The sequence below is a fragment of the Tepidamorphus sp. 3E244 genome (assembly GCF_046159835.1).
Classification (GTDB): domain Bacteria; phylum Pseudomonadota; class Alphaproteobacteria; order Rhizobiales; family Tepidamorphaceae; genus JACKJK01.
On the sequence record NZ_JBJXCY010000003.1, the window covers coordinates 84,115 to 107,718 of the forward strand.

The 23,604-nt window shown below is 65.0% G+C and carries 26 protein-coding genes; 14 read left to right on the forward strand and 12 right to left on the reverse strand.

The window, feature by feature from the left end; all coding sequences use genetic code 11:
• Positions 1-52 precede the first annotated feature (52 nt).
• Positions 53-859 (reverse strand): undecaprenyl-diphosphate phosphatase, encoded by an 807-nt coding sequence (locus tag ACKTEK_RS15655; RefSeq protein WP_409166250.1) that lies wholly within the window; start codon positions 857-859, stop codon positions 53-55.
• Positions 860-1,018: 159 nt separating this feature from the next.
• Between ACKTEK_RS15655 and ACKTEK_RS15660 the strand changes: the two genes are divergently transcribed.
• The 3 genes from ACKTEK_RS15660 to ACKTEK_RS15670 are packed head-to-tail and all read left to right on the forward strand — an operon-like array spanning position 1,019 to position 3,727.
• Positions 1,019-1,711 (forward strand): glutathione S-transferase family protein, encoded by a 693-nt coding sequence (locus ACKTEK_RS15660; RefSeq protein ID WP_409166251.1) that lies wholly within the window; start codon positions 1,019-1,021, stop codon positions 1,709-1,711.
• Positions 1,692-2,864, forward strand: coding sequence for a tRNA epoxyqueuosine(34) reductase QueG (gene queG, locus ACKTEK_RS15665; RefSeq protein ID WP_409166252.1), 1,173 nt, complete (start codon positions 1,692-1,694; stop codon positions 2,862-2,864). Before ACKTEK_RS15660 ends, queG begins: the two co-directional genes overlap by 20 nt.
• Complete coding sequence (locus tag ACKTEK_RS15670) at positions 2,864-3,727, forward strand: SDR family oxidoreductase (protein WP_409166253.1); 864 nt, start codon at positions 2,864-2,866, stop codon at positions 3,725-3,727. Before queG ends, ACKTEK_RS15670 begins: the two co-directional genes overlap by 1 nt.
• Positions 3,728-3,860: 133 nt before the next feature.
• Here the strand turns inward: ACKTEK_RS15670 and ACKTEK_RS15675 are convergent, their stop codons facing one another.
• Positions 3,861-4,652 carry an alpha/beta hydrolase gene (locus ACKTEK_RS15675; RefSeq protein ID WP_409166254.1) on the reverse strand — a complete coding sequence of 264 codons (792 nt, stop codon included), beginning with the start codon at positions 4,650-4,652 and terminating at the stop codon, positions 3,861-3,863.
• 115 nt (positions 4,653-4,767) lie between these two features.
• On the opposite strand from ACKTEK_RS15675, the gene infC reads away from it, so the two are divergent.
• The 7 genes from infC (at position 4,768) to ACKTEK_RS15710 (ending at position 11,334) form a co-directional block, all read left to right on the forward strand.
• The gene (infC, locus tag ACKTEK_RS15680) at positions 4,768-5,379 is read left to right on the forward strand and encodes a translation initiation factor IF-3 (protein WP_409166255.1); all 612 of its coding nucleotides are present in this window, start codon (positions 4,768-4,770) and stop codon (positions 5,377-5,379) included.
• Between the two features lie 187 nt (positions 5,380-5,566).
• Complete coding sequence (gene rpmI, locus ACKTEK_RS15685; protein WP_409166256.1) at positions 5,567-5,764, forward strand: 50S ribosomal protein L35; 198 nt, start codon at positions 5,567-5,569, stop codon at positions 5,762-5,764.
• A gap of 39 nt (positions 5,765-5,803) precedes the next feature.
• Positions 5,804-6,160, forward strand: a complete 357-nt coding sequence (gene rplT / locus ACKTEK_RS15690) for a 50S ribosomal protein L20 (RefSeq protein WP_409166257.1) — start codon at positions 5,804-5,806, stop codon at positions 6,158-6,160.
• Positions 6,161-6,300: 140 nt separating this feature from the next.
• A complete protein-coding gene (pheS, locus tag ACKTEK_RS15695) occupies positions 6,301-7,395 on the forward strand; it encodes a phenylalanine--tRNA ligase subunit alpha (protein WP_409166258.1) in 1,095 nt (364 codons plus the stop codon).
• The gene (locus ACKTEK_RS15700) at positions 7,392-8,021 is read left to right on the forward strand and encodes a LysE family translocator (protein WP_409166259.1); all 630 of its coding nucleotides are present in this window, start codon (positions 7,392-7,394) and stop codon (positions 8,019-8,021) included. The genes pheS and ACKTEK_RS15700 overlap by 4 nt, the downstream gene beginning before the upstream one ends.
• 24 nt (positions 8,022-8,045) lie before the next feature.
• Complete coding sequence (gene pheT, locus ACKTEK_RS15705) at positions 8,046-10,454, forward strand: phenylalanine--tRNA ligase subunit beta (protein ID WP_409166260.1); 2,409 nt, start codon at positions 8,046-8,048, stop codon at positions 10,452-10,454.
• Positions 10,455-10,536: 82 nt separating this feature from the next.
• On the forward strand, positions 10,537-11,334 hold the full coding sequence (locus ACKTEK_RS15710) for a lipo-like protein (protein ID WP_409166261.1): 798 nt from the start codon (positions 10,537-10,539) through the stop codon (positions 11,332-11,334).
• Here the strand turns inward: ACKTEK_RS15710 and fabI are convergent.
• From fabI to fabA, 3 genes are read right to left on the reverse strand one after another with little or no spacing between them, the layout of a single operon-like run.
• The gene (fabI, locus tag ACKTEK_RS15715; RefSeq protein ID WP_409166262.1) at positions 11,331-12,119 is read right to left on the reverse strand and encodes an enoyl-ACP reductase FabI; all 789 of its coding nucleotides are present in this window, start codon (positions 12,117-12,119) and stop codon (positions 11,331-11,333) included. The two genes, ACKTEK_RS15710 and fabI, sit on opposite strands and share 4 nt — an antisense overlap.
• A gap of 37 nt (positions 12,120-12,156) precedes the next feature.
• Entirely contained in the window at positions 12,157-13,377 is a 1,221-nt protein-coding gene (gene fabB / locus ACKTEK_RS15720; protein WP_409166263.1) for a beta-ketoacyl-ACP synthase I, read from the reverse strand.
• Between the two features lie 46 nt (positions 13,378-13,423).
• Positions 13,424-13,939, reverse strand: a complete 516-nt coding sequence (gene fabA, locus ACKTEK_RS15725) for a 3-hydroxyacyl-[acyl-carrier-protein] dehydratase FabA (RefSeq protein ID WP_409166264.1) — start codon at positions 13,937-13,939, stop codon at positions 13,424-13,426.
• A 470-nt stretch (positions 13,940-14,409) separates the two neighbouring features.
• Here fabA and irrA point away from each other — a divergent pair, with 470 nt between their 5' ends.
• Entirely contained in the window at positions 14,410-14,835 is a 426-nt protein-coding gene (gene irrA, locus ACKTEK_RS15730; protein WP_409166312.1) for an iron response transcriptional regulator IrrA, read from the forward strand.
• A 68-nt stretch (positions 14,836-14,903) separates the two neighbouring features.
• Here the strand turns inward: irrA and ACKTEK_RS15735 are convergent, their stop codons facing one another.
• Positions 14,904-15,533: an SH3 domain-containing protein gene (locus ACKTEK_RS15735; RefSeq protein WP_409166265.1), complete on the reverse strand. Its 630-nt coding sequence runs from the start codon at positions 15,531-15,533 to the stop codon at positions 14,904-14,906.
• A 225-nt stretch (positions 15,534-15,758) separates the two neighbouring features.
• Here ACKTEK_RS15735 and ACKTEK_RS15740 point away from each other — a divergent pair, with 225 nt between their 5' ends.
• The 3 genes from ACKTEK_RS15740 to ACKTEK_RS15750 are packed head-to-tail and all read left to right on the forward strand — an operon-like array spanning position 15,759 to position 17,822.
• Positions 15,759-16,745 carry a 2-hydroxyacid dehydrogenase gene (locus tag ACKTEK_RS15740; protein WP_409166266.1) on the forward strand — a complete coding sequence of 329 codons (987 nt, stop codon included), beginning with the start codon at positions 15,759-15,761 and terminating at the stop codon, positions 16,743-16,745.
• A gap of 10 nt (positions 16,746-16,755) precedes the next feature.
• Positions 16,756-17,232: a cupin domain-containing protein gene (locus ACKTEK_RS15745; protein ID WP_409166267.1), complete on the forward strand. Its 477-nt coding sequence runs from the start codon at positions 16,756-16,758 to the stop codon at positions 17,230-17,232.
• A 32-nt stretch (positions 17,233-17,264) separates the two neighbouring features.
• Positions 17,265-17,822: a dihydrofolate reductase family protein gene (locus tag ACKTEK_RS15750; RefSeq protein ID WP_409166268.1), complete on the forward strand. Its 558-nt coding sequence runs from the start codon at positions 17,265-17,267 to the stop codon at positions 17,820-17,822.
• Positions 17,823-17,854: 32 nt separating this feature from the next.
• Here the strand turns inward: ACKTEK_RS15750 and moeB are convergent, their stop codons facing one another.
• From moeB to ubiB, 6 genes are all read right to left on the reverse strand, one after another.
• Positions 17,855-18,637 (reverse strand): molybdopterin-synthase adenylyltransferase MoeB, encoded by a 783-nt coding sequence (moeB, locus tag ACKTEK_RS15755; RefSeq protein WP_409166269.1) that lies wholly within the window; start codon positions 18,635-18,637, stop codon positions 17,855-17,857.
• 55 nt (positions 18,638-18,692) lie between these two features.
• Entirely contained in the window at positions 18,693-19,664 is a 972-nt protein-coding gene (gene cysK / locus ACKTEK_RS15760; RefSeq protein WP_409166270.1) for a cysteine synthase A, read from the reverse strand.
• A gap of 127 nt (positions 19,665-19,791) precedes the next feature.
• On the reverse strand, positions 19,792-20,235 hold the full coding sequence (locus tag ACKTEK_RS15765) for an RrF2 family transcriptional regulator (RefSeq protein WP_409166271.1): 444 nt from the start codon (positions 20,233-20,235) through the stop codon (positions 19,792-19,794).
• Between the two features lie 76 nt (positions 20,236-20,311).
• Positions 20,312-20,782: a dUTP diphosphatase gene (gene dut / locus ACKTEK_RS15770; RefSeq protein WP_409166272.1), complete on the reverse strand. Its 471-nt coding sequence runs from the start codon at positions 20,780-20,782 to the stop codon at positions 20,312-20,314.
• Positions 20,779-22,014, reverse strand: coding sequence for a bifunctional phosphopantothenoylcysteine decarboxylase/phosphopantothenate--cysteine ligase CoaBC (gene coaBC / locus ACKTEK_RS15775; RefSeq protein WP_409166273.1), 1,236 nt, complete (start codon positions 22,012-22,014; stop codon positions 20,779-20,781). The genes dut and coaBC overlap by 4 nt, the downstream gene beginning before the upstream one ends.
• A gap of 63 nt (positions 22,015-22,077) precedes the next feature.
• The gene (ubiB, locus tag ACKTEK_RS15780; RefSeq protein ID WP_409166274.1) at positions 22,078-23,595 is read right to left on the reverse strand and encodes a 2-polyprenylphenol 6-hydroxylase; all 1,518 of its coding nucleotides are present in this window, start codon (positions 23,593-23,595) and stop codon (positions 22,078-22,080) included.
• Positions 23,596-23,604 lie beyond the last annotated feature (9 nt).

Sequence of the window (23,604 nt, forward strand, 5' to 3'; positions counted from 1 at the left end):
TCTGTTTTGCGAGTTTGAGTTGATGCGCGCGGGATTTGTTCCGCGCGCGCGCTCAGCCGACGAGCATCAGGCCTGCGATACCCAGCGTGCCGACGACGATGCGCCACCACGCGAACGGCGCGAAGCCGTGGCGGGTGACGAAGTTCAGCAACCCGCGCACCACGAAGACACCGGAAATGAAGGCGGCGACGAAGCCGATGCCGATGATGGCGGCATCGTCGGCTGACAGCCGGTCGATGTTCTTCAGCAGATCGTAGGCGAAGGCACCCGCCATGGTCGGCATGGCGAGGAAGAACGAAAATTCCGCCGCCGAGCGCTTGTCGCAGCCCATGAGCAGCGCGCCGCCGATGGTCGCGCCGGAGCGCGAGACGCCGGGGATCATGGCAAGGCATTGGCAAAGCCCGATCTTCAGGCACAGCGACAGCGGATATTCCGTCGCCTCGGTGTGGCGCTGTTCCAGGGTCATGCGGTCGATGATGAGCAGCGCGATGCCGCCGACGATCAGCGTGATGCAGACCAGCATCGGCGATTCAAACAGCACTTCCTTGATAAAGCCGTGCAGCATGACACCGATGATTGCCGCTGGCAGGAAGGCGATGAGAATGCCGATGACGAAGCGGCGCGCGCCGGGGTCCGACGGCAGGGCCGTGGCAATGTTCCAGAGGCGGGCGAAATAGACCGACAGGATCGCCAGAACCGCGCCGAGCTGGATCAGGACTTCAAACGTCTTGCCGGTGCTTTCGAAGCCGAGAAAGTGGCCCGCCAGCAGCAGGTGGCCGGTGGAGGAAACGGGTATGAACTCCGTCAGCCCCTCGATCAGCCCCAGGAATGCGGCTTCCAGAAGTTGGTAGGTGTCCATCGGCGGCCCCCGGTTTCACGGCCTGCCTGCATGGAACCGCAGCGACCGATTCGGGTTGTTCACCCGCTGGCGCGGCTCTATACCGGATGAACCGCGAAGCGCAAATCACCCCCATACGCTCATCGCCTTCAAGACCGGCGAGGCCAAGCCCCCACGGCCATGTTCACCCTTCATCACCATCCCTTCTGTCCCTTTTCGCGCACCGTGCGCATCGCCATGGGCGAGTACGGCATGGGCGCGGAATTCGTCGAGCAGCGCACATGGGAGCGGCGCCGCGAATTCCTCGAGATGAACCCGGCCAACACGCTGCCCGTTTTGCTGATCGGACAGGCGGGCCGGATCGTGGGCCTGCGCCCGATCCTCGAATTCCTGGACGAAACCAAGGGACCGAGCCTCGGGCCGCGCCGGATGATGCCGACGGACCCTTATGACAAGGCCGAAGTGCGCCGCCTGCTCGACTGGTTCGACGACAACTTCCACGGCGAGGTGACGCAGTATCTTGTGCGCGAGAAGATCTTCAAGCGCTTCATGCGCGCCGAGGATGGCGGCGGCGGGCCGGATACCCGGCTGATCCTTGCGGGCACCAAGAACCTCAAGACGCACATGGCCTATATCAGCCACCTTGCCGTGCGGCGGAACTGGCTCGGCGGCGACAGCTTCAGCTATGCCGACGTGACGGCTGCGGCGCATCTCTCCTGCCTCGACTATCTCGGCGACGTGCCGTGGGACGAGTACGAGCAGGCGAAGAACTGGTACGCGCGGGTGAAATCGCGGCCCTCGTTCCGGCCGCTGCTGGTTGACCAGGTGCCGGGCATGCGGCCTGCTGCGAGCTATGTCGACCTCGACTTCTGATCCCGGACCGAAATCACCTGCAAACCTGCTGCGGACCTTACGCGCGCGGGCGGGCGAGCACGGCTTCGCGGCCATGCGCATCACCCGGCCCGACGCCATTCCGCAGGCCGCCGAACGCTTGACGGCGTTTCTCGAGGCCGGTCATCACGGCGAACTGGACTGGCTGGCCGACCGGCAGGACTGGCGCGGCAACCCGCAGGCGCTGTGGCCGCAGGCGCGCTCCGTCGCGCTGTTCGCCATGAACTACGGCCCTGGCCACGACCCGATGGACAATCTCGCCGCAACGAGCGCCGGAAACATCTCGGTCTACGCGCGCGGCGACGACTATCACGACGTCATCAAGGGGCGGCTGAAGCAGATCGCCAACTGGTTTGCGTCCGTGTCGGGCGAAGATGTGAAGGTCTTCGTGGATACCGCGCCAGTGATGGAAAAGCCGCTGGCGCAGGCCGCGGGCATCGGCTGGCAGGGCAAGCACACCAACCTGCTGTCACGCGAACTGGGGTCGTGGTTCTTCCTCGGCGCAATGTTCACCACAGCCGAATTGCCGGAAGACGCAGCGGAAGAGGATCATTGCGGCACCTGCCGCGCCTGCCTCGACATCTGCCCGACCAACGCGTTTCCGGCACCATACCGGCTCGATGCGCGGCGCTGCATTTCCTACCTCACGATCGAGCACAAGGGGCACATCCCGGCGGAGTTCCGCCCGGCCATGGGCAACCGGATCTATGGCTGTGACGACTGCCTCGCGGTTTGCCCGTGGAACAAGTTCGCCGAAAAGGCGCGCGAAACACGGCTTGCCGCGCGCAAGAACCTGACGCTGCCGCCACTTTCGAAACTCGCGAAACTCGACGACCCGGCGTTCCGCGAGATGTTCCGCAAGTCCCCGGTCAAGCGCACCGGGCGCGACCGCTTCGTGCGCAACGTGCTGATCGCCATCGGCAATTCCGGCGACGCCGCGCTCGCCGACGAGGCCGAGCGGTTGCTGGACGACGCCTCGCCGCTGGTGAGGGCGATGGCCGTCTGGGCGCTGGCGCAGCTTGGTGCGCGCGACAAGATCGCCGCCAATGCGCGCCGCCGCCTGTCACGCGAAAAGGATGCCGACGTGCTGAATGAATGGCGCGCGGCGCGAACACGCCTGGAGGCGCAAGCCTGATGCGAATCTTCTGTTTCGGCCTTGGATATTCGGCGCAGGCCTTTGTCCGCATTGTGCTGCACAACAAGGGGCACGTCGCCGGCACCGTGCGCGGCGCGGACAAGGCCGCCCACCTGCGCGATGAGGGCATCGAGACGGCACTTTTCGACGGAACCGCGCCGGGCGAAGGCATCGCCGACATGCTGAAGGCCTGCGAGGGGGTGCTCGTCTCCATCGCACCGGGCGAGGACGGCGACCCGGTGCTGGCGCACCACCGCGACGACATCATCGCGGCAAACCCAAAATGCGTGATCTACCTCTCGACCATCGGCGTCTACGGCAACCACGACGGCGACTGGGTCGACGAGGAAACGCCGATCAGCCCGCAGAGCCAGCGATCCATCGCGCGCGCGAACGCGGAAAACGAATGGATCGCCTTCGGCGCGATGACCGGCATCGACGTGATGATCTTCCGGCTGGCGGGCATCTACGGGCCGGGGCGAGGGCCAGTCGAGAAAATCCGCGACGGCTCGTCGCGGCGCATCGTCAAGCCGGGCCAAGTCTTCAACCGCATCCACGTCGCCGATATCGCACGCGCGGTTCATGCAGGCTTTGCGCGCCCGCGCACCGCCGTCTTCAACATCGTGGACGATGAACCCGCGCCGCCGCAGGACGTGATCGAATACGCCGCGCACCTGATGGGCGTGGAGATGCCGCCGGAGGTCGATTTCGACGAGGCGGATCTTTCGCCGATGGCACGCAGCTTCTACTCGGAGAACAAGCGCGTGTCCGGCAAGAAGGCACAAAGGATGCTGCCCTTTGGCCTCAAATACGAGACGTATCGCGAGGGTATCCGCGCGTTGGTTGAATCAGAGAAAGCCTAGTTCGCGATACGCTCTTTTCCTTGCCGCATCTTCTCATCCGAAAGTCTCCAACTTTTCGGGAAGATGCACGTATCGCGAAGGTATCCGGGCGCTTGTGAAAGCAGAAAAGGCTTCAGCCTGACCAGTAAGATTGTCAGTCAGCTTCGTCGGCGAGGCGCTGGACGGTCGCCTCCAGCATCTCGATATCCTGCGGCCTTGAAAGGCGGTGGTCGCCGTCCGGCACCACGGTCAGGCTGACGTCCGCATCCAGCAGCGAGACGAGATCGAGCGCGACGTCGAGTGGCACGTCCTCGTCCAGCCGCCCCTGCAGGATGACGACCGGGAACGGGAATTTCAGCATCGGGCCGTCGAACAGCAGATGCTTGCGGCCATCCTCGATGAGCCGCTTGGTGATCATGTAGCCGCTCTCGTCATAGGGCGAGGGGCGGAACCACTGGCCCTTCTCCATGATCTCGTCGCGCACCGTCTGCGGGAATTCCTCCCACATGAGCCGCTCGGTCATGTCGATGGCGGGTGCGATCAGCACCATGGCAGCGATCTGCGGGCACTCGGGGTCTTCCTCGCACAGGCGCTTTGCCAGCAGCGTCGCGAGATAGCCGCCCATGGACGATCCGATGATGATGCGCGGACCGCTCGCAATGTCTCGGAACACGGCCTCGCTCTCCTCCAGCCAGCGAGTGATGGAGGCCTCTTCCATGCTGCCGCCGGACGCGCCATGGGCGGAATAGTCAAAGCGGGTGCAGGCCATGCCGCGCGCCTCGCAGAACAGGTCGAGCGAGGTCGCCTTGGTGCCGGCCATGTCGGACATCAGCCCCGACATCCAGAAGACGCCTGGCGCGGCCCCGCCCCGGTCGGCAACGGCGATCTGGCGGCTGTAGCCGTCGGTCTCGACGGTCATTTCACGGACGGGGGCTTCTGTTTTCATCGAACGGGGCTCCTGGGAGGCGGAAAATCTGCGCGCAGCCAACACGCAGCCGATTGACTTCGCAAGGGATCACGACGACTTTATAAGCGCGCAAACGTTCGGAACCGGCGAGTTCATGCCATCCGGACGGTTTTCGTGTTGGCAGTGGGAAACTGCCTTCGATGCAACAGCACAAGGAGACAAGGCCATAGCACGTCGTCCCCACAAGGCCGCGCCCACCGTCAAGGAAGGACCGCGCGTCAACGGCGAGATCACAGCGCCGAAAGTTCAGCTCATTGACGCCGAAGGCGAGAACCTCGGCGAGATGAGTGTCCCCGATGCAATCGAGCGGGCGCAGGAAGCCGGCCTCGACCTTGTCGAGATCGCTCCGAATTCGACGCCGCCGGTCTGCAAGATCCTCGATTTCGGCAAATACAAGTATCAGGCGCAGAAGCGGGCCAACGAGGCGCGCAAGAAGCAGAAGACCATCGAGGTCAAGGAAGTGAAGATGCGCCCGAACATCGACGTCCACGATTACGACGTCAAAATGAAGAGCGTGCGCCGCTTCATCGACGAAGGCGACAAGGTGAAGGTCACCCTGCGCTTCCGTGGCCGCGAAATGGCTCACCAGGAGCTCGGCATGCAGCTTCTGACGCGCGTACGAGAGGAAGTGGACGAGATCGCCAAGGTCGAATTCTCGCCCAAGCTCGAAGGCCGTCAGATGATCATGGTCCTGGCACCGCGATAGGCCGCCAATGCCGCCCGGACGCAACGCGCGCCATGCGCTTGCGCCCGCGCGACGATTTCCCTATAAGGCACGCTTCTCACACGACCCGGCGGGGCATGCCGTGGTTCTCGTGTGATCTGCTCAATCGAAACTCAAGTGGGCAAGCGCCTGTCACCAGGCGCGACGCGCCCGCGTCAAGGAGAGCGAAATGCCCAAGATGAAGACCAAGAGTGGCGCCAAAAAGCGCTTCAAGATGACCGCTTCCGGAAAGGTCCGGGGCAAGCAGGCTGGCAAGCAGCACGGAATGATCAAGCGGACGAACAAGTTCATCCGCAACGCGCGTGGCACGTACATTCTCGACGAGTCCGACGCGAAGATCGTCCGCAAGTTCATGCCCTACGCCTGAACCTGACCTGATACCCAGACACATCCGGAGAGACACACGATGTCACGCGTGAAACGGGGCACCACAGGACATGCCCGTCACAAGAAGGTCCTGAAGGCAGCCAAGGGCTACTACGGCCGCCGCAAGAATACGATCCGCACTGCCAAGCAGGCGGTCGAGAAGTCGCAGCAATACGCGTACCGCGACCGCAAGGTCCGCAAGCGCACGTTCCGTTCGCTGTGGATCCAGCGCATCAACGCGGCCACCCGCGAGCACGGCCTCACCTATGCCCGATTTATCGACGGCCTCGGAAAGGCCGGTATCGAGGTCGACCGCAAGGTGCTGGCGGATCTTGCCATCCATCAGCCCGACGCCTTCAAGGCGCTGGTCGGCAAGGCGGAATCCGCTCTCGCTTGAATTCCCGCCTTTTCGGGGCCTGACGCGACACGTCCGCGCCGCAGCACTCGCGGCGCGGGTCCAACCGCAACAGGGTCCTGAAGCCAATACCTGACCGCTTCGGACCCGTTGCTCACGAATGAAGTAACGGAGACGACACGATGGCCTCCATCGCGGGCGATATCGAACGGCTCGAAACCGAGATTACCAACGCCATTTCAAGCGCGTCAGACGAGACTGCGCTTGAAGACGTGCGCGTTGCGGCAATCGGCAAGAAGGGCTCGGTCAGCGCGCTGCTGAAGAGCCTCGGCGGCATGAGCCCGGAAGAGCGGCAGGTCAACGGCCCGCTCATCAACGGGCTTAAGGCGCGCGTCGGCGACGACATCAACGCCCGCCGCGACATCCTCAAGGCACAAGCGCTCAACGCACGGCTCGCCAGCGAGACGATCGACGTTTCGCTGCCGGTTCGCGAGCCGGCGATTGCGCAGGGCCGCGTGCACCCGGTGGCGCAGGTCGTCGACGAACTGATCACGATCTTCGCCGACATGGGCTTTTCGATTGCCGAAGGCCCGCATATCGAGAACGACAACTACAACTTCTCCGCCCTGAACATTCCCAAAGACCATCCCGCTCGGCAGGAAATGGACACGTTCTATTTCGATCCGCGCGAGGACGGGTCGCGCCGGCTGCTGCGCACCCACACCAGCCCCGTGCAGATCCGCACCATGCTGGAGAGCAAGCCGCCGATCCGCATCATCGCGCCGGGCCGCGTCTTCCGCTGCGACTACGACCAGACCCACACCCCGATGTTCCACCAGGTCGAGGGTCTCGTCATCGACAAGCAGGCCAATCTCGGCAACCTGAAATGGGTGCTGGAAGAATTCCTGAAGGCGTTCTTCGAGGTGCCCAACGTCAAGATGCGCTTCCGCGCCAGCCACTTCCCCTTCACGGAGCCTTCCATGGAAGTGGATGTCGGCTGCCAGCGCGTCGGCAACGAATTGCGCATCGGCGAGGGCGACGGGTGGCTGGAAATCCTCGGCTGCGGGATGGTTCATCCCAACGTGCTGCGCAATGTCGGGCTGGACCCGGCGGAGTATCAGGGCTTTGCCTGGGGCATGGGTATCGACCGCATCGCGATGCTGAAATACGGCATTCCCGACCTGCGCACCTTCTTCGCATCCGACCTGCGCTGGCTGAAGCACTACGGCTTCGCCGCCCTCGACATGCCGAGCCTCGCGGGAGGCCTGAGCCGATGAGCCTCGAAAGCTGGCTGTCATACGTGGCGGTGCTGCTGGTGTTCATGGCGACGCCGGGACCGAGTCACCTCCTGATGCTGGCCAACTCGGTCACCAACGGAGCGGCGCGCGCCATGGCCACCGCCGGCGGTGACCTCAGCGCAAACACGTTGCAGATCCTTGCTGCCGCGCTCGGGCTTGCCGGCCTCACCATCTTGGCGCAGGGCGCATTCGAAGTGGTGAAGTGGGCGGGCGTCGCCTACCTCGTCTGGCTCGGGATTGCGAAAATCCGCAACGCATCGCGCCACGCCGCGCGCGCAACGACGCCGCGCGCCAGCCTGCGCCAACTCTACTGGCAAGGCTTCATCACGTCTGCGGCCAACCCGAAGGCGGTGATCTTCTTCGCAGCCCTGCTGCCCCAGTTCATCGACCACGGTCAGCCGCTCGCAGCGCAATTCGCGCTGCTGGGCGCGACCTACATCATTGTCGACGGTGCTTTCCTGTCGGCCTATGCCATCGCCTCCGCACCAATCGGACGTTTCGTGCGCGGGCGCTGGGAAGCCACTGTGGAGCGGGCCGCCGGTGGCGGGTTCATTCTCGCCGCCCTGCTGCTTGCTGGAAAGCGCATCGCCGTCGATGCGCGCTAACGAGAATTCTCAACGGGAACTGTCATGAAGTTCACGCTCAACTGGCTGAAAGACCATCTCGAAACCGACGAGAGCCTGGAGGCGCTTGCCGACAAGCTGTCGCTGATCGGGCTCGAGGTGGAATCGATCGAGAACCCGGCGGAAACCTTCGCGCCCTTCAAGACCGCGCGCGTGGTGAAGGCCGAACAGCACCCCGATGCCGACCGGCTGCGCGTATGCATCGTCGATGACGGCACGACGCAGTACCAGGTGGTGTGCGGCGCGCCGAACGCGCGCACCGGCATGGTCGGCGTCTTCGCGCCCGCCGGCACGCACATTCCCGGCACCGGCATGGACCTGAAGCCCGGCGTCATCCGTGGCGTCGAATCCAACGGCATGCTGGTTTCCGAACGCGAGATGGGCCTGTCGGACGAGCATGACGGGATCATCGACCTGGATGCCGACACCGCCATCGGCGTGCCGTTCGCTCAGGTTCTGGGGCTCGACGACCCGGTGATCGAAATCGCCATCACGCCGAACCGGGGCGACTGCCTCGGCGTGCACGGCGTTGCGCGTGACCTCGCGGCTGCCGGCATGGGCAAGCTCAAGTCGCTGAAAACCCCGGACCTCGCTGGCACCTTCGACAGCCCGGTCGGCATCGAGATCGCGTTCGACGGCGATTCCGTCTGCCCGGTCTTTGCCGGTGTCTACGTGAAGGACGTGAAGAACGGCCCCAGTCCGGACTGGATGCAGCGCCGGCTGAAGGCCATCGGCCTGCGCCCGATCAACGCGCTGGTGGATATCACCAACTACGTCTCCTACGACCGCGGCCGCCCGCTGCACGTCTACGATGCCGACAAGCTGACCGGCACCGTGCGCGCCCGAATGGGCAAGCAGGGCGAGAGCTTCGAGGCGCTCGACGGCAAGGTCTACGAAGTTGACGAGACCATGTGCGTCATCGCCGACGACGCCAACGTGCTCGGCCTCGGCGGCATCATGGGCGGCGAGGAGTCCGGTTCGACGGAGGCCACCGTCAACGTGCTGATCGAATCCGCCTGGTTCGACCCCAAGGTGACCGCCCGCACGGGCCGCGCGCTCGATATCCAGTCGGATGCGCGCTACCGTTTCGAGCGCACCGTGGACCCAGAAACCGTTGTGCCCGGCGCCAGGCTGGCCGCCCAGATGGTGGTCGAGATGTGCGGCGGCACGCCAAGCAACCTCGTTCTCGCCGGTGAGGTGCCTGAAGCCGACAAGGTCATCGATTTCGACCTCTCGCAGGTCAAGCGCCTGACGGGGCTGAAGCTTCACCCCGCCGAGATCAAGGCGATCCTGCGCGAACTCGGCTTCCTGATGTCGGGGCCGGAAGACAACATCAAGGTCGCGGTGCCGAGCTGGCGCCCGGACGTGCATGAAAGCGCAGACCTGGTTGAAGAGGTGACGCGGATCGTCGGTGTCGATGCCGTGCCCACCGTGCCGCTCGACAAGCCGGACGGCGTTCCGGCAGCGGTGCTGACGCTGGCGCAGACCCGCGCCCACAATGCGCGCCGCACGCTCGCCTCGCGCGGGCTGGTGGAAGCGGTGACGTGGTCGTTCATCGGCGAAGCGGACGCCAAGCGCTTCGGCGGCGGCGCGGCTGCGGTGAAGCTGTCGAACCCGATTTCCTCCGACCTGACCGACATGCGCCCGAGCCATCTCCCCGGTCTGATCGCGGCAGCACAGGGCAACGTCAATCGCGGCATGGGTGATGTTGCCCTGTTCGAGATCGGCGCCACCTATCACGGCGACGAGCCGGAAGACCAGGTCGAGATGGCGACAGTTGTACGGCGGGGCCGTTCTCGCATCGAGGCGACCGGCCGGCACTGGCGCGGCGGCGAAGGTGCGCCGGACGCATTCGATGCCAAGGCCGACGCTGTTGCGGTGCTGGCGAGCCTCGGCGCGCCGGTCGACAACCTGCAGGTCACGCGCAACGCCCCGGACTGGTACCACCCGGGCCGTTCCGGCACATTGCAGCTTGGGCCGAAGATGATCCTCGCGCATTTCGGCGAGCTGCATCCCGGCGTCCTCGACGAGATGGATATCGACGGCCCGGTCGTTGCCGCGGAAATCTTTCTCGATGCCCTGCCCGCGCCGAAGAAGCGCGATTCGCGCGCCAAGCCGGCTGTCGACCTGCCGGACCTGATGCCGGTGACCCGCGACTTCGCCTTCCTCGTCGATGGCGAGGTCGAGGCGCAGGCGATCCTGCGCGCGGCGCGCGGCGCGGAAAAGAAGCTCATCTCGGATGTGCGCGTCTTCGACGTCTACACGGGCGAGGCTCTCAAGGGCCAGAAGTCCATCGGCATCGAGGTCACGCTGCAGCCGCGAGAGCAGACGCTCACGGAAAAGGATATCGAGGCGGTCGCCGAGCGAATCGTCGCGCAGGTCGCCAAGGCAACCGGCGGCACGCTTCGCAACTGACGATCCACGCACCGGGCGGTTCGCAACGCCTGCCCGGTGCCGTAGTCTCCTCAGCGACCTTCAAGCCTTCCGGGGAGCCGACATGCCGTGGAACCTGCTCGACAAGCTTGGCCGCGCCGTCGCGAAGCTTCTAACCAAGCCGTCTCCCGGCTACGAGCCTTATGCGCAGATCGACACGGACCGGCTGCGCGCGGTGCTGGAACCCGGCGACATAATCCTCGTCGAGGGCCACCAGTACATCTCGTCCGCCATCAAGTACCTGACGATGTCGACCTGGTCGCACGCGGCGATGTTCGTGGGCGATATCCCGGGGAAAGCGGAATCTGACGGCGAACCGCACCAGCTGGTGGAGGTCCTCGTCGGTGACGGATGCATCTCCTCGCCGCTCAGCAAGTACGAGAAGCACAACATCCGCATCTGCCGGCCCATCGGCCTGACCAAGCCAGACTGCGAAGCCGTGGTCGGGTACATGCGCGAGCGCATCGGGCTCGAATACGACATGAAGAACGTGCTCGACCTGCTGCGCTTCGTGATGCCGACGCCCCCGGTGCCGGTGCGCATGCGCCGCCGGATGATCGCGCTGGGTTCAGGCGACCCGACGCGGGCCATCTGTTCGACGTTGATCGCGCAAGCGTTCCAGAGCGTGCGCTACCCCATTCTGCCGAGCGTGGAAGTGGTGGAGCCGGGGCCGGATAAGCGCAAGAGCAACTACACGCGGCAGGAAATCCTGCACATCCGGCACTTTTCGCTGTTCACGCCGCGCGACTTCGACCTGTCGCCGTATTTCGCGGTGGTGAAACCGACCATCGAGCTCGGATTCGACTACCGCGAACTCGTTTGGCACGAAGGCGACCCGGAATCCGCCGGAGGCGAAGCCTAGTCCTTGGGGCGCAGGTCGTCGGGGTGGGGCATGGAAATGGTGTTATAGCCCGCATCGACGAAGTGAACTTCGCCGGTGACGCCGTTGGAGAGATCCGACAGCAGGTAAAGCGCGGACCCGCCGACATCCTGGATGGTGATCGAACGGCGCAGCGGGGCGTGGTCGCGCTGGAAGTTGAACATGAACCGCGCATCGGTGATGCCGGCACCGGCCAGCGTGCGCACGGGCCCGGCGGAAATCGCGTTGACGCGTATGTTGTCCGGGCCGTAGTCGGCGGCGAGATAGCGCACGCCTGCTTCCAGCCCGGCCTTGGCGACACCCATCACGTTGTAGTTGGGCATGACCTGCGTTGAGCCGGAGAAGGTCAGCGTCACCATGGAACCGCCGTCCTTCATCAGGTTGGCGGCGCGCTTGGCGATCTCGGTGAAGGAGAAGCACGAGATCACCATGGTGTTGATGAAGTTCTCGCGCGTCGTGTCGGCATACTTGCCGCGAAGTTCGTTCTTGTCGGAATAGGCGATGGCGTGGACGAGGAAGTCCAGCTTGCCCCAGCGCTTCTCGATCTCGGCGAACATCTCGTCGACGGAGACGAGGTCGACCACGTCGCAGGGGATCGTCATGTCCGAGCCGACACTCTCGGCCAGCGGCATGACGCGCTTGCCGATGGCATCGCCCTGGTAGGTGAAGGCGAGTTCGGCACCGTGATCGGCCAGGGTCTTGGCGATGCCCCATGCGATCGAGTGGTCATTGGCGACGCCCATGACCAGACCCTTGCGGCCTTTCATCAACGCTTCTGGCATCTGAGCCAATTCCCCCTGAACGTCAGCCGTTATAACGGCTGAACACGAGTGTCGCGTTCGTGCCGCCGAAACCAAAACTGTTTGAAAGAACGGTATCGATCTTCGCGTTGTCGATCCGCTCGCGCACGATCGGCACGCCCTCGAACTGCGGGTCGAGCTCCGTGATGTGGGCGCTCTCGCCGATGAAGCCTTCCTGCATCATCAGCAGCGAGTAGATCGCCTCCTGCGCGCCGGCTGCACCCAGCGAATGCCCGGTCAGCGACTTGGTGGAGGAGATGTGCGGAATGTCGTCGCCGAACACCTCGCGGATGGCCTTGATCTCCTGCTCGTCGCCGACGGGCGTGGAGGTGCCGTGGGTGTTGACGTAGTCGGCCCTCGCATCGACGGTCGACAGCGCCTGCTTCATGCAGCGCACCGCGCCCTCGCCGGAAGGGGCGACCATGTCGTAGCCGTCCGACGTCGCGCCGTAGCCGACGATCTCGGCGTAGATCTTCGCGCCGCGCGCCTTGGCGTGCTCCAGTTCCTCGATAACCAGCACGCCGGCGCCGCCGGCGATGACGAAGCCGTCACGCGTCACGTCATAGGCGCGCGATGCGGTTTCCGGCGTGTCGTTGTGCTTCGACGACATGGCGCCCATGGCATCGAACAGGTTCGACATCGTCCAGTCGAGGTCCTCGTGGCCGCCGGCAAAGACCATGTCCTGCTTGCCCCACTGGATCAGCTCATAGGCGTTGCCGATGCAATGCGCCGATGTCGAACAGGCCGACGAGATCGAGTAGTTCACGCCGTGGATCTTGAACCAGGTCGCGAGCGTCGCGGAGGCGGTCGACGACATGGCCTTGGGAACCGCAAACGGTCCGATGCGCTTGGGCGAGCCCTTTTCCTCGGTGATCGCAGCGGCATCGACGATGGTGCGGGTGGACGGGCCACCGGAACCCATGACGATGCCAGTGCGCTCGTCCTGGATGTCCTTGTCCTCGAGGCCGGAATCGGAGATCGCCTGTTCCATGGCGATGTGGTTCCACGCGCCGCCCTTGGACAGGAAGCGCAGGGCACGGCGGTCCACCAGGTCAGTGGGGTCGAGATAGGGGTTGCCCCAGACCTGGCAGCGGAAGCCGTGGTCGGCGAAATCCTGCGAAAAGGAAATGCCCGACTTTGCATCGCGCAGCGACGTTGTGACGTCCTCGGCGTTGTTGCCGATCGAGGACACGATACCGATACCAGTGACGACGACTCGTCTCATTTCAGTCTCCATTGGCCGGGTGAGCCGGCCGCGCCTGCAATTGGCCTCAGGCGGCGCTCTGCTGGGACAGGCCGACACGCAGGTCGGACGCCCTGTAGATGGTTTCCCCGTCGGCCTTCATCCAGCCGTCCGCGATGCCGAGGACCAGACGGCCCTTCATCACGCGTTTGAAGTCGACGCCATACTCGACCAGCTTGGTGGACGGCGTGACCATGCCCTTGAACTTCACTTCGCCGGTGGACAGCGCCATGCCCTTGCCGGGCAGGCCGAGCCAGCCGAGGTAGAAGCCGGTGAGCTGCCAAAGCGCATCGAGGCCGAGGCAACCCGGCATGATGGGGTTGCCGATGAAGTGGCACGGGAAGAACCAGAGGTCGGGCTTGATGTCGAATTCGGCGCGGATCGCGCCCTTTCCATGCTCGCCGCCATCCTCGGACACCTCCGTGATGCGGTCGAACATCAGCATCGGCGGCGCGGGCAATTGCGCATTGCCGGGGCCGAACAGCTCTCCTCGCGCACATTGGAGAAGTTCTTCGTAGCTGTAGCTGGATTGATTTTCGCTCATGCGCCCTGTTTATCCGCGGCTGTCGTTTGAGTGCGCATGTGCCCGCGCGGCGCGCACATGCCGTTATGTCGAGGCTTGGTAACACAAGGTTCGGATCGCCGGAAGGCAAGCAGGGCAAAAACCGTCACGCCCGGTCGCGACCTCGCGGCCAAGGTCACAAAACCGTTTGGTTTCAGGGCATTGCCATTGCCAGGTGCGGCGTTTAGCCTAGGTTTGTCCGTGCAGAACCGCTTGGCACGACGCGTCTGTCATGGCAAAGAGATGACAGCATTTTCAACGCGCGCGGCGCAGTTTGCCTGCAGCGCGTTGGCCGGACCGATCCGGTCGAACAGTTTTCAGGACGCAACGTAACGACGATGAGCACACAGGGCACGGCCAGAACCGCGATCAACACGCGAACCAGCACCGAATTGCGGTCCGGTATCGAGCGCGCACGCACCGTGGTCACCTGCCAGAGTTCCGATTGCACCGTGAAGGGCTGCGCCTGCGAAGGCCGGGTTGCCGACACGCTGCGTGGCTCCGGCCTGCGCCCGACGCGCCAACGCCTGAGCCTGGCCGCGCTGATGTTCGACGGGCACGACCGGCACCTGACGGCGGAATGGCTGCACGAGCAGGCCCGCTCCGCCGGCGTGAAGGTCTCTCTGGCGACGGTCTACAACACCCTGCATCAGTTCGTCGGCGCCGGGCTGCTGCGCGAAGTTGCGGTTGAAGGCTCCAAGAGCCAGTTCGACACCAACACCAGCGACCATCACCACTTCTACCTCGAGAACGAGGGCAAGCTGATGGACATCGACAGTTCGTCGATTGCCGTCAACGGGCTGCCGGACATTCCCGAGGGCCACGAAATCACCCACGTGGACGTGGTGGTTCGCCTGCGGCGCGCGCCGAAGCGCTGAGGCCCGCCGCACGCGGCACTTCTTTTCTTTGCAATTGAGAGCGACGTCGGACGCGGCCCTGCCCGGGCCTAGTCGTCGATGCGTTCGCGCGGGTACACGCCCCACAGCAGCGGCTGCGGCATGTAGCCGTTGACGCCGGATGCCGCGACCTCGCACCAGCTGTCGTCGCAACTGCGCACCGAGACAATCGCGCCCTTCTCGACACGCGCGATGACGCGAGATTCCTCGTCCGGCGAATTGCGGATCGTTTCCGCCTTGTCGCCCTCGCCGCCCTGCCAGGGCGAGACGAGCGCGGTGCGGCGGCCAGACAGCAGCGAGTGGTAGACCCAGCCTTCGGAGCCCTCGCTGTCGCGGATGCGCCGCCAGTTGCCGTACTCGGCGACGATCTCCACCGGCAGGCCGGCGGAATGGAATACCCATGACACGGCATGGTCCTGGCTCGGACCGATGCGCACGTTCACGCGGGAGCTTTTCAGGCTGACATAGCGCGGCAGCGGCAACCCGCTCGGCCCCAGCGGGGCGGCAGGCAGCGCGCCGGCATCAACAGAGCCGGTGACGCGCGGCGAAGGGTCGCGCGATGCAAACAGCGCAGCCGCAATGCCGGTCGACAGCACGACGACGCCTGCCAGCACCGCCAACCGCCAGATGCCGCCCGTTTGCTGGCGTTGTCCCGGCTTCAAGGCAATGGCATCGCGCACGGTGATTTCTCTCGCTCTTCTGAAGGACCGATGGCGCGCTGGCGCATCGGAAAAATGGCTTATTCGCGGACGCTTTGTCTTTGACGGGGCATCTGATATGGAGGCTTTCAGATCGTCCGCGCTTCCTGTTCGCTCAATGTGACGGGGAGGGGTAAACGCCGGTTTAAGGACCGGCCGCCGACGCGGCGGAAAAGAAGAAGCAACAATCGGACGAAAGCGGGTGCAATGGGCAAGTTCAAGCCAGTCGTCATCGTGACACGCAAGCTGCCGGATGTCGTCGAGACGCGGATGCGCGAGCTTTTCGATGCGCGGCTGAACACCGACGACAAGCCCATGAGCCCGTCGGAACTCGTCGCCGCCGCCCAGCAGGCCGACGTTCTCGTTCCCACGGTGACGGACCGGATCGATGCCTCGATCCTGAGCCAAGCCGGACCGAACCTGAAGCTGATCGCCAACTACGGCAACGGCGTCGACAACATTGATGTCGGCACCGCCACACAGCGCGGCATCTCGGTGACCAACACGCCGGGCGTTCTGACCGAAGACACCGCCGACATGACGATGGCGCTGATCCTCGCCGTGCCGCGCCGCCTCGTGCACGGCATCGCGGCGGTGGAAGACGGCGAATGGAAGGGCTGGTCTCCGACCTGGATGCTCGGCCACCGCATCAACGGCAAGCGCCTCGGCATCATCGGCATGGGCCGCATCGGCCAGGCCGTCGCGCGCCGCGCCAAGGCCTTTGGCATGCAGATCCACTACCACAACCGCCGCCGCGTGCCGCAGGGCGTGGAAGAAGAACTTGAGGCAACCTACTGGGAAAGCCTCGACCAGATGCTGGCACGCATGGACGTCATTTCCGTGCACTGCCCGCACACGCCCGCGACCTACCACCTGCTGTCGGCGCGCCGCTTGAAGCTGCTGCGCCCGGAGGCCTACGTGGTCAACACCGCGCGCGGCGAGGTGATCGACGAGAACGCGCTGGCGCGCATGATCGAGGCGGAGGAAATCGCCGGGGCCGGTCTCGACGTGTTCGAGCACGAACCCGCCGTGAACCCGAAGCTGGTCAAGTCGGACCGCGTCGTGCTGCTGCCGCACATGGGTTCGGCCACCATCGAGGGCCGCATCGACATGGGCGAAAAGGTCATCATCAACATCAAGACCTTCGCCGACGGGCACCGTCCGCCGGACCGCGTCCTGCCATCGATGCTCTGAGGCGCCAGAGTTGGGTGAAGACCGCAAGTCGATCCGCGCCGAGGACGTCGCAGCGCGCACATCGACGGTCTACCCGGCTGAATTCGCCCACGTGACGCAGGGCCGCGCCAAGCGCGCGTTGGCGCAGGGCTTCGGCATCGACCAGTTCGGCGTAAACCTCACCGACCTTGCGCCGGGCGCGGCAACCGCGCTCCAGCACTATCACACCCAGGAAGACGAGTTCGTCTACGTGATGGCGGGCGAGGTAACATTGCTGATGGGGGATACGGAAGAAGTGCTCACCGCGGGCGACTGCATCGGCTTCAAGGCCGGGGTCGCGGTGGGGCACGCCTTCGTCAATCGCTCGGACAAGCCCGCCCGCATCATGGAAGTCGGTTCACGGCGCATGGATGTGGACGAAGGGCACTATCCCGGTCTGAACTTGCGCGTTATCCCCAACGGCAAGGGCGGTCGGCACTTCGTGCGCAAGGACGGCAGCGAGATCTAGTTCGCGCCAGGATTTGAGTGAAAGCTCTTTCGATGGGTATCCTCACCTTCAGCATCAATGTGACGCTCGATGGCTGCATCGACCACCGCGCGGGAATTGCGGACGAGGAGACCCACGCCTATTTCACCCACCTGATGGACGACTTCGGTGCCATGCTATGGGGCCGCGTGACCTACGAGATGATGGAGAGCTACTGGCCCGCCGTCGCGCGCGGCGAGGTGGACGCAACGCCGGCCGTTCGCGACTGGGCCGTGAAGCTGGAAGACAAGCCGAAATACGTGGTCTCGACCACGCGAAGCGACTTCCCGTGGACCAACAGCCACCACATCGCAGGCGATCTGCGCGCGGGCGTGCAGGCGCTGAAGGAGGCGACGCCTTCAGGCGTGCTGCTTGGCAGCGGCAAACTTGCCAACGAACTGGACCGGCTGGAGCTGATCGACGAATACCGGTTCCTCGTTCACCCGAGGATCGTGGGGCACGGTCCGACGCTCTTTGAAGGCGGCTTGCCGGGCGCGCGGCACCTTGAACTGGTGACCACGGTGCCGCTTTCAAACGGTACCGTTGCCATGCACTACCGGCGCGCATCGTAGACGCGGCAAGGCCCACGCTATTTCTAGGGCTGCTATTCCGCTGCCTGCTGGCCGTTTAGCGGGTTGGCCGGATTCCACTTGTAGCCGATCGTGTCGAAGCGCGCGGCGAGCGAGTCGTACAAAAGCACGCGGCCGATCAGCGGCTCGCCTGCCCCCGTCACCACCTTGATCGCCTCCATCGCCATCAGCGACCCGATGACCCCGGTAAGCGCACCGATGATGCCGGCTTCCGCGCAGGTCGGCACGGTGCCGTCGGGCGGGGCTTCGGGAAACAGGCAGCGATAGGTCGGGTTCGGCGTGCCGTCCGCAGCCGTTTCGTGGGCCGCGATCACCGTCAGCGAGCCGTCGAAGCGGCCCACCGCGCCCGTCACCAGCCTGCGGGCGGTGCGGAAACTGGCATCCGACACGCAGTAGCGCGTCGCGAAATTGTCGCTGCCGTCGAGGACGAGGTCATAGCCGCCGATCAGTTCGTCGGCATTGTCTGGCGTGATGCGGAGTTCGTGGGTTTCGACCGTGACGCCGGGATCGAGCGCTGCGATCCGGTCGGCGGCGCTTTTCGTCTTGGCCGTCCCGACGGATGCGGTGTCGTGGATCACCTGCCGCTGGAGGTTGGAGAGCGCGACGGTATCGTCGTCGACGATGCCCAGCGTGCCGATGCCTGCGGCTGCGAGATATAGCAGCGCGGGCGCGCCGAGGCCGCCCGCGCCGATCACCAGAACGCGGGCCTGGCGAAGGCGCGCCTGACCGTGCCCGCCGATCTCCGGCAGGACGATGTGGCGCGCGAAGCGCTCAAGCTCGGTGTCGCTCAGTGCCATCGCGCCAAACTAGTCAGGGAATCGCGCGATGAGAAGCTTTGCGAGGTTGCCGCGCTCACAGACCCTCGAACAGGGCCGTCGAGAGATAGCGCTCGGCGAAGGAAGGGATGATGACCACGATCTTCTTGCCGGCCATGTCATCGCGCGCGGCGATTTCCAGCGCAGCCGCAATCGCGGCACCCGACGAGATGCCGACCGGGATGCCTTCGACGCGGGCCAGTTCGCGGGCGCGGTCAAAGGCCGTCTGGTTGGCAACCGTCACCACTTCGTCGATCACGTCGGTGTTGAGGATTTCCGGTACGAAGCCTGCGCCGATGCCCTGGATCTTGTGCGGGCCGGGCTGACCGCCAGACAGGATCGGGCTGTCTTCCGGCTCCACCGCAACGATCTTGATCTTGTCGTTGCGGCCCTTGAGCACCTCGCCGACGCCGGTGATCGTGCCGCCAGTGCCGACACCGGAAATCACGGCATCGACCGCACCGTTGGTGTCGTTCCAGATTTCTTCCGCCGTGGTGGCACGGTGGATGGCCGGGTTGGCCGGGTTCTGGAACTGCTGCGGGATGATGGCGTTCGGGATCGTCTCGACCAGCTCGGCGGCGCGGGCGAGCGCGCCCTTCATGCCCTTCTCGGCCGGCGTGAGTTCGAGCTCGGCGCCCAGCAGCGCCAGCATCTTGCGGCGTTCCATCGACATGGATTCCGGCATCACGAGGATGAGGCGGTAGCCACGCGCGGCAGCCACGAAGGCGAGCGCGATACCGGTGTTGCCGGACGTCGGCTCGACGAGAACGGTGTCCTTGGAGATGCGACCCTCGGCTTCGAGCGCGTCGATCATGGCGACGCCGATGCGGTCCTTGACGCTGGAAATCGGGTTGAAGAACTCGAGCTTGGCCAGGATTTCGGCCTTGGCGCCGTGCGCCTTGCCCAGCCGGGAGAGGCGAACGAGCGGCGTATTACCAATGGTGTCGGTAATGGAATCATAGATGCGGCCGCGGCCCGGCACCTGCTGCGTGATATCCTGCTTGTTCATTGGAAGGCTCCTCCCGTCTGCGTTCAATCCGGCTGTCCGGTTACGGGCAATGTCGTGTGCGCAGAGAGGAACGTCAATATTTACCGCTTCGGCCAGGCAGAAATATATAATTCACATAGAAGCTTAGTTAAATAGCAAAATCCTGCGCCGGCTTGAGCGCGGGCAGCAGCTTTTTCTCTTCGGCGCGCTGGAGCATGTCCTCCAGCGTTTCGGAATCGAGGCTTTCCGCCGCCGCCGCCGATGCCGACGCGACGATGGGGTCGATGATCTGCGTGCAGAACCTGCTCGTCACGTGCTTGCCACTCTCGCGGATCGAGTTGGCGGCGCGCACGATGTTGCCGATGGTGATGCGCCGGCGTTCCCGCGCCAGCACATAGCCGCCGCGCGGGCCGCGAATGCTCTTCAGGATGCCCTCGCGCACCATTGCCTGCAGCACCGGCTCCAGGTGACGGCGGGAAATGCCCATGCGCTCGGCAAAATCGCAGCTTGGTACTGGCCCGAACCGGCTGTGATGGGCGATATCGACGACCGCCTCGATCGCAAGTACGGACTTTCGCGACAAGTACAACATCGCGGCTCCTCTTGGGTCAAATTTACAAGCAGAGCTTGCAAATACTGGGGTCCATGCTGCGGCGCAATGCGGGGTGTTACGGACCCCCCGTCCCAGTCGACCCGAAACCACCGGCACCACGATCGGTATCGCCGAGGCTATCCACCTCCACGATTCGAGCATGGGCGACAGGTGCGATAACAAGCTGCGCAATACGATCTCCGCGGGTCACGGTCTGCGGCTTCTGGTCGAGATTGACGAGAATCACGCCGATTTCCCCGCGATAGTCGCAGTCGATCGTTCCGGGCGCATTGAGGCATGTCAGGCCCCGGTTCAGGGCATTGCCGGAGCGTGGCCGCACCTGCCCCTCGTGGTGTTCCGGTATTTCGATTGCGAACCCGGTGGGCACCAGCGCGCGTTCGCCCGGTGCCAGCGTCAGCGGCTCGCCCTCGGGCAGCGCGGCGCAAAGATCCATGCCCGCGGCACCAGCTGTCTTGTAGGACGGCAGGTCCAGACCCGCACCGTTCTCCAGCCGCGAAAACCTGATTTCGACCGGGGACGCGCTCACTTGGCCGCACTTTCCGCCGGACTGGTCTCGAGCGCCTCGGCAATGCACGCAACAAGTTTCTCGGCAACCTCGCGCTTCGACATCTGCGGCCAGGATTCAACGCCGTCCGCGCCGACCACATGCACGGTGTTGGTGTCGCCGCCCATCACGCCGGTTGCCGGCGACACATCGTTGGCGACGATCCAGTCTGCCTTCTTGCGCGCGCGCTTGGCGGTGGCGTGCGCGATGACGTTCTCCGTCTCCGCCGCAAACCCGACGACGAGGCCGGGACGCTTGTCGCCTGCGGCAACGCTCGCAAGGATGTCCGGGTTTTCCGTCAGCGCCAGTTGCGGCGGGCCGGAACCGGCCTGTTTCTTGATCTTCTGCTCGCCTTCGGCATCCGGCCGCCAGTCGGCAACCGCCGCTGTGAAGATGGCGGCATCGGCGGGTAGCGCTTCCTCGACGGCTGCGAGCATCTCGCGCGCCGACTCGACATGAATCGTGGTGACGCCTGCCGGGTCGGGCAACGCGACAGGACCCGTGACGAGCACGACCTGCGCACCGGCAGCAACCGCAGCAGCTGCGATGGCGTGGCCCTGCTTGCCGGAGGAGCGATTGGCAATGTAGCGCACCGGGTCGATGGGTTCGTGGGTCGGACCTGCGGTGATGAGCAGCTTGCGACCGGCAAGGCTTCCGACCTTCGAGGCAGACGCGAAATGCGTCTCGATGGCGCTCACGATGGCATCGGGCTGGGCGAGCCGGCCTGGCCCGTACTCGCCGCAGGCCATGTCGCCCTCGTCCGGCCCGACGAAGGTGACGCCATCAGCGCGCAGCGTTTCGGCGTTGCGCTGCGTCGCGGCATGTTCCCACATGCGCACGTTCATGGCGGGCGCGCACAGCACGGGCTTGTCGGTTGCCAACAGTGCGGTCGTCGCCAGTTCGTCAGCGATACCGGCTGCCATGCGCGCCAGCAGGTTGGCGGTGGCGGGTGCGACGACCAGCAGGTCGGCATCGCGCGAGAGTTCGATATGCCCCATCTCGGCTTCGTCGGTGAGGCTGAAGAGATCGGTATAGACCTTATCGCCGCTCAGGCTCGACAGCGACAGCGGGGTGACGAATTCACCGGCGGCAGAGGTCATGATGACGCGCACGCTGGCGCCGCGCTTGCGAAGCTGGCGAATCAACTCCAGCGCCTTGTAGGCGGCGATGCCGCCACCGACGATCAACAGGATGCGCTTGGATTGCAGGTTCATGTGCGGCGATCCGTTCGGGTTCTGCTCTTTTCTACCATGTCAGACGGCCCGTTCCCAAAACTGTCAGAAAACCTGCGCCAGCGCGATCACGGCCAGCGAGACGGCCCCGATCCACAAGGCGGTGTCGCGGCACCGGTTGGTCTGGCGTTCGCGCAGGCGGCCTTCCTCGGCGGCATCGGCAAAATCCTGCGCCAGCCGCTCGGCGCGCTGCAACAGGTTGGGCACGTGCTGGGCGACGCGCGCCACCGTGCCGAGGCCATCTGCGGCTCCCGCGATGCGCCCGGCGGGCCCAAGGTTGCGGGCGATCCATTCACCGACGACGGGTTCGGCCGAGGCCCACATGTCGAAGCGCGGATCGAGGTTTCGGGCGACGCCCTCCACCACGACCATGGTCTTCTGCAGCAGCAGCAGTTCGGGCCGCGTGCGCATGGAAAACAGCTCCGTCACCTCAAGCAACTGGGCCAAGAGACGCGCCATGGAGATGTCGCTGGCCGACTGGTCGCGAATGGGGGTTCCGATGGCGCGCAGAGCCTGCGCAAAATCATCCACCGATTGCGTGTGCGGCACGTAGCCCGCCTCGAAGTGCACTTCCGCTGTGCGGCGATAGTCCTGCCGGATGAAGCCCCACAAGATTTCCGCAAGGAACGTGCGTTCGCGGCTGCCGAGGCGGCCCATGATGCCGAAATCCACTGCGACCAGCGTGCCGTCCGGTTCCACGAAGAGGTTTCCCGGATGCATGTCGGCGTGGAAGAAGCCATCGCGCATGGCATGGCGCAGGAACGACTGGATCGCATTGACCGCGAGCTTCGGCAGGTCGTGGTGCGAGGCGCGCAGGCCTTCGAGGTCGGACATCGGATGCCCGTCGATCCACTCTGTGGTCAGCACGCGCCGGCCCGTCGCCTCCCAGATGACGGCGGGAACGCGGAAACCGGCATCGTCCTTGGTGTTCTCGCCCATTTCGGCGATGGCGGCGGCTTCCAGGCGCAGGTCCATCTCGATTTTGGCCGAACGGGCAAGCTCCTCGCCAACGGCCTTGAGGCGCAGGCGGCGCGCCTCGCCGCTGAACGCCTCGCCGAGGCGGGCGGCGGTGGCAAAGGTGCGCAGGTCACGGGCGAATCGGCGCTCGACCCCGGGCCGAAGGATCTTCACGGCAACGGCGCGGCCATCCTTCAGGCGGGCCTTGTGCACCTGCGCGATGGAGGCTGCGGCGACCGGTCCGCCGAACTCGGCGAACATCTCCTCGATGGGCTGGCCGAGTTCATCCTCGACGGCCTTGCGGGCCTCCCTGGTGTCGAACGGCGGCAACCGGTCCTGCAGGGAGGAGAGATCGGTGGCGACACGCTGGCCGACGAGATCGCGGCGGGTGGCAAGGAACTGGCCGAGCTTCACGTAGCTCGGGCCGAGCCGCTCCAGCGCACCGGCAAGCCGGCGCCCGCCCTCGCGGCGCTCGATCAGCCGTGCGAGCGTGATGGCCGTGCGCGGGCCCGCGGGCAGCGCGCGTGCATCCACCGGCGCGAAGGCGCCTTCGCGTGCCAGAACGTAGCCTGCCCGCATGAGCGAGATCAGATCGCGGCCGAACATTGCGTGCGC